This window comes from Arthrobacter sp. 10N410, from assembly GCF_056394945.1.
Window position 1 is genome coordinate 1 of record NZ_JBFTIP010000012.1, and the last position, 8,266, is coordinate 8,266.

Below are 8,266 nucleotides of genomic sequence, written 5' to 3' on the forward strand. Positions count from 1 at the left end.
ACCGCCGTCCTCGAAGGCACCCGCGTCCTGATCTCCGACACCGCCGCCGGCCTGCTGAACAAAACCTTCAAGACCGACGCCGTGAAGGCCGACATGCTCGTCGGCATCGCCAAGATCACCGTCAACACCAAGTAACACCCCACCAGGAATGGTTGAGAACGCCACGGACCTTGGGGGTCCGTGGCGTTCTCGGCTCTAGGATTAGACTGGCCCCGGGGCCACAGAACGGTGGAGTGATAACGACATGCAGATGCCCAACCCGCAGAAGCTCACTCAAGCTTTGGCCGCCAAGTTCGCATCGCCGACCCGCAGTTCACGCCTGACGGTCGTGGTGGGCCGCTGGCTCGGGGTCAGCTTCACAATATGTTTCCTGACCGGCCTGTTCAGCCATGGACTCCAGAATCCGCCGTCCTGGATGTTCTTTCCGACCAGACCGGTCTGGATCTACCAACTGACGCAGGGACTCCACGTAACTGCCGGCATCGCCTCGATTCCTCTGCTTCTGGCGAAGCTGTGGTCCGTGTACCCTGAACTGCTCAAGTGGCCGCCCGTGAAGTCTCTGCTGCATGGCCTCGAGCGGGCCTCGATAGCCTTATTCCTCGGTGCATCTCTAGTGCAGCTGACCACCGGGCTGATCAACACCTACAAATGGTATCCGTGGCCCTTTCCGTTTCGTGAGACGCACTATTGGCTGGCGTGGGTGATCTGGGGATCGCTGCTGTTGCACATCGCGGTCAAGCTCCCTGTCATCGCCAGCAACTGGCGTGCCCGGTCCACGGGAGGGCAGGCCGGCAAGCCCTCCGACGGCGGGATGGACTCGCACGGGCGGGCGTCCGTCGCCGGCCGTCCGGGCCGCGGGCGATGGTCCCGGCGGGCATTCCTGATGGGTGTGGCAACGGCGAGCGGAACGGTTGTCCTGACGACCGCCGGACAATCCTTCGCCGTGCTTGCGCCGCTAAACCTTTTCGCTCCGCGCAAGATGGGCACCGGGCCGCAGGGGGTACCGGTCAACAGAACGGCTGTCGCTGCCAGCGTCACAGAGGCGGCCAATGACGCCAACTGGACCCTTCTGGTACGCAACGGTGACTCCCGCCGGACCTTCAGCCTTGCCCAGCTCAAGGCGATGCCCCAGCACACCCACGAACTTCCCATCGCATGCGTCGAGGGCTGGAGCCAGACTGCGCAGTGGCGCGGGGTCCTGGTCAGGGACTTGATGGACGCCGTGGGGGCTCCGGCCGGGTCCACCCTTCGTGTCACCAGCTTGGAGCCGGAGGGCGCCTACCGGTTGATGACCATGGCCCCGGAATACGCCCGGGACGAAAAAACGCTGGTGGCCCTGGAGCTGAACGGCTCCGTACTCGATCTCGATCATGGCTATCCGGCCCGCATCATCGCCCCCGGCCGGCCCGGAGTCCTCCAGACCAAATGGCTGCAAAGTATCGAGGTCCTGTGAATACGCCGAACTCCGTCAAAGCCGCACGTGCGGCCCTCGGCGCCGCCGGTATCGCCGTGCTGGGATACGGACTGCTGGGCCTGCCCACCCAGTTAGGCCCGGAGCAGTTGATCGGACTGCTGACGTGGATGGCCGTTGCCGTCCTTATTCACGACGGCGTCATTGTGCCGCTCTCCACTCTTGCGGGCGCAGGCCTGACGAGGGCCGGGTCGAAGCTCCAGCCGCTCTCGGCCGCAGTGCTCCGCGGCGCGCTGCTAAGTGGTGCGGTAATCACCTTGATTGCTGCAATTCTGGTGAAGGCCCAGTCCGTCGCGCAGAGCACCACCGTGCTGGAAGCCAACTACGCCGCCTCCCTCACATGGTTCTGGGCGTTCCTTGCGGGCGGCTCTGCCGTGACCATCTTTGCCCTGGAACGAAGAGCCCGCGGGACCGGGCGGGTCCGCCGCCGCTGACCCGGCAGATCCTTTCGGCAACAGTCCCGGGGCCGGAAGCCTGCCGGCGCCGGTGGCTTACACCCGGTCGCCGCGCAGGGGAGAGGTAGCAAATTCCCGCATGCCTTCGTCGAATCCGACGTTCGGAGCCCAGCCGAGTTCGGCCTTGATCCGCTCCGAGGAGGCCGTGACGTGGCGTACGTCGCCGAGCCGATACTCGCCGGTGACTACGGGCGCCGGACCGGCGCTGAAGGCACTCAACGCGGCCGCCACGTCACCGATGGTGTGGACCTCGTCCGCACCGACGTTGTAGGCGCGAAAGGCCGGGGCGCCGTCGTCGGACAGCGACTCGGCGGCGGCGATATTTGCTGCCGCAACATCCCGTACGTGGATGAAACTTCGGCGCTGGGCTCCGTCCTCAAAGACACGCGGAGCTTCACCGCGGGCCAGGGCCGACCGGAAGAGGGAAGCGACCCCGGCATACGGCGTGTCTTTGGGCATCCTGGGTCCGTAGACATTGTGGTAACGCAAGGCAATCGCCGAACCGCCGGTGCTCCGGGCCCACGAGGAGGCGAGGTGTTCCTGGCTCAGCTTCGATGCTGCGTAGACGTTCCTCGGATCCATGACGGCATCCTCGGTGACCATCGCGGGGACCAGAACGGCGCCGGTTTCGGGGTTGCGTGGATCGTAGATGCCGGCGCGAAGGTCCTCCTCCGAGCGGGGACCGGGCCTGACCGGTCGGCCGCTTCCCGGATCGACGTAGGCGCCCTCGCCGTACACCACCATCGAGGAGGCGAGAATCAGGCGGGTGATGCCGTGGCGCTCCATCGCGGCGAGCAGGATGGCCGTGCCGTAATCGTTGTTGCGGATGTAGTCAGGTGCGTCGGCGAAGCTGACCCCAAGGCCGACTTTTGCGCTCTGATGGCAAACGGTGTCGATTCCCTGCAACGCCGACTCCACGGCAGCCGGGTCCGTCACATCTCCCGTGACGAGGTCCACGCGCCGGTCAAAAGCCGGTTTGTGCGGGTGCAGGGAAGCGTCCAAGGAATCGAGGACCCGAACACTCCATCCCTTGGCGAGAGCAGCCTCGACGATGTGGGATCCGATGAAGCCGGCGCCGCCGGTCACGAGGAGTCTCATCAGAGACCCGCTGACGGGCCGACCGGAGGGAGCGCCATGATTCGGCGTACGGCTTCCGGGTCCATGAGCGGCCTGGCGGCATAGTCGGCGCCGACGGCGGCGAGGGCTGTCTCAAGGATGGCAAGGACGTTGACCTGGGCATGTTTCAGTCGCGCGAAGACGGCTTCAGCCGTGACCGGTTCGGAACCGTCGTGGCCGGTGTCGGAGTCTGTGACGAACGCCAGATTGGCGAAGCCCATGTTCAGCTCCGCGGCCAGGACGGGTTCGGGATATTGGGTCATGCTGATAATGTCGGCCCCGCCGGAGACGTACCACTGCGACTCGGCCCTGGTGGAAAATCGCGGTCCGTTGATGACCACCACTGTCCCTTGGGGGGCGCTGGGCAGCTGGAGCTGATCAAGGGCAACGTGCAGATACGATCGAAGTGTCGGGCAAAACGGGTCCGACGCCGGCAAGTGCTGGACGCCGGCCGGCGCGGCGCCGTCGGCGGTGGTTCCGTCGAAGAACGTGTCGGCCCGGCCCCAGGTGCGGTCAATCAGCTGGTCCGTGACCACGAATGTCCCGGGCCCGAAGCCTTCCCGCAACCCGCCCACGGCGGAGGATGAGAAGACCGCCTCGACCCCGACGCTCTTGAGTGCCCAAAGGTTGGCACGGTAGTTGATCTTCTGCGGCGGAAGCGAGTGCTCCCCGCCGTGACGGGGGAGGAAGGCCACTGTCTGTCCGGCCACTTCGGCAAATGTCAGCGGCCCCGAAGGCCGCCCGAAGGGTGTGTCGACGTCGACGACGGCCTGCACCGTTGCGCCGGGGAGAGTGTAAGTACCGGAACCTCCGATGACGCCGACGCGGGGGATGCGGGGAAATTGGGTATGCATAACGCGATCCTGCCAATTGTTGGAACTTGCTTGAAATCGTCTCTGTGGGTCGGTCACCGGGGTCATTGGGGTGCGGTCGCGAGGTGACTTGCCTCGGCCTGCAGCCGCCGGTGGGCAGCCGTTGCAATTCCACGGCGGCGTCGAAGCCACGCTCCGGTCGCGACGGTGGAGGCGGCCAAGAGGAGGACGCCCTGGTTAAGAGGCTCACTGTATGGGGCGGCCGAGGGAACCATGTAGATCACGTCCAGAGCCAGAATGACGCCGATGTATTCCCAGCGGCGGCTCAAGACGATGAACGGCATGAGCATCAGTGCGTACCACGGGTAGTTCGGGCTCACGATCAGCAGGGTCAGCCCGATCATGACCGTCTGCTGTTCCCAGAGATTCGCCGCTGTGGTCCGTCTAAGCACACCGAGAGCGACGATAGCCAGGGCGGCCGCACTCAGTACGGGGATCCAAGGCCCGGCCGCGACGATCTGGGCCAGGCCGAATCGGATCCCGCCGCTTTGGCTGTAGCCCTCCTCTTTGAGGTAACCGGGGAGGAATCCGAGGACTCCCGCTCCCGCGAACGCCAGATAAGGCACGTAGAGCAGCGTGAACGTCGCCACGGCGGCGGCGATGAAACGTGCCGGGCGCTTGAACAGTAATCCCGGGGCCGCGATGGCCGGAATGAGTTTCGTTGCCACTGCGGCTCCGAAAGCAACGCCAGAGCGGAGCGGCTTTCCTGCTGTCAGAAGGGTTCCTGCAGCGAGAATGAGGGCGCCGCCCAAGAGATCAACGTGGGCGTTGTTGATTGCCTCGAGCTGCACGAAAGGGCTCCACCCCCACACTGCGGCCAGATGGAGGGGCATCCCGCGGGCGGCGAGAATGCGGAGCAGCATCACTCCAACGGCCACACTGATTAGCAGCCCGCCGAGCTGGAAAGGAAGGTACGCCACCGAATCCGGAACGGCCGCCCGCACTCCGAGGAAGTAAATCTCAGCGGTTGGCGGATAGATGGTGTGCACGTGCGGGCGGTTAATGGCCGAGCACAAGGGTGTCCCCGACGGATACCCCAGGGCAGCGACGGATTCAGTGCCGAATAGCTCCTTGGCACAAACTGGTCGGCCGTCGCTGTCTAAGGAGCCCGGCGCGAACAGCCAGCCCGGCCGCAGGCCGGCAAGTGTCTCATCCAGCGGTACATGCGAGTACGGGGAGATTCCCGCCTTTTGAACGATTCCGTCCCAGGCGTATCGTGCAGAATCGTTACTGGTCCGTGGCGGTGCGCTTACGGCAACCGCGCCAAGCAAAACCGTGCCCGCTATGATCACCGCCCCAATGCGGTCCCGTGGCACCCGCCTGAGCAGAAAGACCGCCGCCATCAGCAATATCCACGAGATGCAGGTGCCGACGATGGGAGCCGACTCGAAGGGATTCCGCGGCAATACCATCCACAAAAGCACTGTCGCGGCCAGGATGAGCACGGCGGCCAGAGCGGCGTAGGTTCCCGTCCGGCGCCCGGAAGCGCGGGCCGCGCCGGGCGTGCCTTCAGATTGCGGCCGGACTCTCATGCTGTGAATCCGTCCGGACCTATGGCTGGCGAGAGTCGACAAAAGACGCGGCCCTGCCTGTGGTGGACGGACTTTATGGTCCATCCTCCGCGGAGTGCGCGGGATTCGAGACCGGCGGCGCCGGTTCTGGCCCACCGAAAAGGCTCGCTTTGGTTACCTTGGGCGTCTTCCAGGACCGCCGCGTAGACGGTGTCCAATTCGGCATCGGTTTCCACTTCCACCAGGAGAGTCCCCTGGGGGGCGATGAGTTGCAGGCACCGGCGCAGCAGGGTCGTGATGCTGCCGCCGATACCGATGTTTCCGTCCAGCAGGACCAAGGATTGCCACTGCCCGGCGTGGGGAACCGGGGCGAATATGGACTGTTCGAGGGCGCGGGCGCCGCGGCCACGGGCCCGGTGGACAGCCTCGGCACTCGTGTCGATGCCCAGGGCCGTCAGGCCCATGTCCTGGGCTGCGGCCAGCAGCCGGCCGGGACCGCATCCGACGTCGAGCACGGGCCCCTGCAGGTTCCTCAACAGCGAAATCTCCAGTGAGCTTGCCTCGTCGCACCAGTTGCTGACGTCGAAAGTAACGGGGGGCGCAGCATCTTGTTCGGTGTCCGGCCGCAGCGTCAGAGTGCCGAAGCCGTTCGCAAGGGCCCGGGCATAGGGTTCCCGTCGGCCCTGGCCGAAAAGCGCAAGCGGCGTCATGCCGACGGCCGTCATCCCCCGGCCCCGGCGATCGGTGCCTGGTCCTGCAGGACGGGCGCGGCTTGTGCGACGGCCGACGAGAATTCGGTGCCGGGCATCCCGGCAGCGATCTCCACTGCATCGCTGAAGTAGTCCATATCCCGCAACTCGGGCAGCATCCCGGTTGTGAGGCCGGCGGCACGGAGCCTGGCGTACTGGTGTGCTCCGGTGGTGTCGGTGGACATTGGCACCCCCCGGATGAGGGTGCCTGTTGGCCTGCGAAGCGCGAGAGCCCAGAATCCGCCGTCGGAGGCGGGCCCGAGCCAGGCGTCGTGGACGACCGTTCCGGTGCCCCAATCATTGAGCAACGGGGCGACATGGTGCAGCGAGAATTGTGGTGTGTCCATGCCGATGATCAGTAGCGGACCGGAAGCGGCATCGCAGATGGCGGCGAGTTTTTCGTCGAGTCCTCCGGAAATCTGAGGCACCACAACGAAACCCTTTGCGTCTTCCGCGGTCGGGGCCCCGTCCATAACCAGAAGTCGGTCTCGCGCAGGAAGTTGCCTGACGGTTTCCAGGGTGCTGCTGAGGCTGAGTTGCGCCAGATGGGCCGCATCCTCGGGAGATAGCGGCGGGCATAGCCGGGTCTTCACCCGCCCGGGCAGACACTCTTTGGCGATGACGGCCACCGTCAGATCATTCAGGTTGCGCATACTCATGATTCGTCGCCGGTGCCCTCGAGGACCGGTCCGGAACCTGTGGCGGCCGCGGCCGCCTTGAGCTGGGCCGACATATCCCGTACCGCGGTAATGGTTCCGCGGAGGGTGCCGGTGACTTTCGATTTGCCAGTCCGGGGGGCGTACGGAACGGGTAGTTCCAGGATTCTCCAGCCGCGAAGGCTCGCCTTCAGGAACATCTCCAGCGGGTAGCCGCTGCGACGGTCCTCCAATGCCAGCGAAAGCAGCTGGACCCGGCGGCCCGCCCGCATTGGGCCAAGGTCCGTCACCCGTTCCCCGGTCAGCCTACGGAGCCGCCAAGCCAGGACGACGTTCGCGACACGGGCATGGGCGGGCCAGGAACCGCGCTGCGGCTGGCGGCTGCCGAGCACCAGATCCGCACTGCCGTCGATGACCGGGGCGAACAGCGCCGGTAACTGTGCCGGGTCCAGCGAACCGTCGCAGTCGCAGAAAGCCACGTATTCGGCCGTGGAGGCGAGCAGGCCCGCGTGGGCCGCAGCGCCGAAACCGCGGCGTTCCTCGCGAATGACCATGGCACCAAGTTGGGTGGCGAGTTCAGCGGAACCGTCCGTAGAGCCGTTGTCGACCACAATTGCCCGGTACCCCTCCGGCAGGCGCGCGAGTACCCAGGGCAGTGCGCCCTTCTCGTTCAGACAGGGTAGAACCACATCAACCAAAACTTCGGTCATTTCAGTCACCTTTCAAGGCTACGGCGGGGAAGGCCCACGTCGGCCGGGACGCACCACGGTCCAGGCAAGGAAAAGTGCCACGGTGCCGGCAGAAGCGGAACCGTGGCACTTCCCACCGGTGCAGACCATGCATCCGGCGAGTTTTCCTGGTGGGGTGTTACTTGGTGTTGACGGTGATCTTGGCGATGCCGACGAGCATGTCGGCCTTCACGGCGTCGGTCTTGAAGGTTTTGTTCAGCAGGCCGGCGGCGGTGTCGGAGATCAGGACGCGGGTGCCTTCGAGGACGGCGGTTGGTCAGTTCGACCTTGGTGTCACCGGCGGTGAGGGAGAACCCGGAGCCGGCGTGGCTGATCAGGCCCTGGACGTAGGGGCGGTAGTCCTTGGCCGGGTCGTAGTAGTCGACCTTGCCGCCGGTGATGGGGAAGACCAGCGAGCCGTCGGTCAGTTTGGCGGTACCGACGGTGCCCGGGGTGAGCTTGAGGGTTTCCAGGGCTTTCGCGAAGGAAGCATCGAGCTTCACCGCGGTGGAGACGCCGGTCAGTGCCGGGATCGAGGCGAGCGGCTCGGGCTTTTCAGCCGCAGCCGAGGAAGACGCCGAGGTGGCCGGAGCGGAGGAAGCGTTGTTCGCCGGGCTGCAGGCAGCCAGGGAAAACATGAGCGAACCGGCAGCGGCAACGCCGAGGAAAGTCTTGATGGATGTACGCATGGGAGTGCTCCTTGGAAAT

The 8,266-nt window shown here is 65.5% G+C and carries 9 protein-coding genes; 2 read left to right on the forward strand and 7 right to left on the reverse strand.

Annotation, left to right across the window (positions count from 1 at the left end; translation table 11 throughout):
* The first annotated feature begins 244 nt into the window (after positions 1-244).
* Complete coding sequence (locus AC1DB8_RS16455) at positions 245-1,453, forward strand: molybdopterin-dependent oxidoreductase (RefSeq protein WP_476893633.1); 1,209 nt, start codon at positions 245-247, stop codon at positions 1,451-1,453.
* Positions 1,450-1,905, forward strand: coding sequence for a hypothetical protein (locus AC1DB8_RS16460; RefSeq protein WP_476893634.1), 456 nt, complete (start codon positions 1,450-1,452; stop codon positions 1,903-1,905). The genes AC1DB8_RS16455 and AC1DB8_RS16460 overlap by 4 nt, the downstream gene beginning before the upstream one ends.
* A gap of 57 nt (positions 1,906-1,962) precedes the next feature.
* Here AC1DB8_RS16460 and AC1DB8_RS16465 read toward each other — a convergent pair whose 3' ends face one another.
* From AC1DB8_RS16465 to AC1DB8_RS16495, 7 genes are all read right to left on the reverse strand, one after another.
* Positions 1,963-3,024: an NAD-dependent epimerase/dehydratase family protein gene (locus AC1DB8_RS16465; RefSeq protein WP_476893635.1), complete on the reverse strand. Its 1,062-nt coding sequence runs from the start codon at positions 3,022-3,024 to the stop codon at positions 1,963-1,965.
* Entirely contained in the window at positions 3,024-3,896 is an 873-nt protein-coding gene (locus tag AC1DB8_RS16470) for an MTAP family purine nucleoside phosphorylase (RefSeq protein WP_476893636.1), read from the reverse strand. Before AC1DB8_RS16470 ends, AC1DB8_RS16465 begins: the two co-directional genes overlap by 1 nt.
* Before the next feature lie 62 nt (positions 3,897-3,958).
* Entirely contained in the window at positions 3,959-5,446 is a 1,488-nt protein-coding gene (locus tag AC1DB8_RS16475; protein ID WP_476893637.1) for a glycosyltransferase family 87 protein, read from the reverse strand.
* Positions 5,443-6,135, reverse strand: coding sequence for a class I SAM-dependent methyltransferase (locus AC1DB8_RS16480; RefSeq protein WP_476893638.1), 693 nt, complete (start codon positions 6,133-6,135; stop codon positions 5,443-5,445). Before AC1DB8_RS16480 ends, AC1DB8_RS16475 begins: the two co-directional genes overlap by 4 nt.
* Positions 6,136-6,146: 11 nt before the next feature.
* Entirely contained in the window at positions 6,147-6,827 is a 681-nt protein-coding gene (locus AC1DB8_RS16485; RefSeq protein WP_476893639.1) for a TIGR04282 family arsenosugar biosynthesis glycosyltransferase, read from the reverse strand.
* Between the two features lie 2 nt (positions 6,828-6,829).
* On the reverse strand, positions 6,830-7,540 hold the full coding sequence (locus AC1DB8_RS16490; RefSeq protein ID WP_476893641.1) for a glycosyltransferase family 2 protein: 711 nt from the start codon (positions 7,538-7,540) through the stop codon (positions 6,830-6,832).
* Between the two features lie 5 nt (positions 7,541-7,545).
* A complete protein-coding gene (locus AC1DB8_RS16495) occupies positions 7,546-8,247 on the reverse strand; it encodes a hypothetical protein (RefSeq protein ID WP_476893640.1) in 702 nt (233 codons plus the stop codon).
* Positions 8,248-8,266 lie beyond the last annotated feature (19 nt).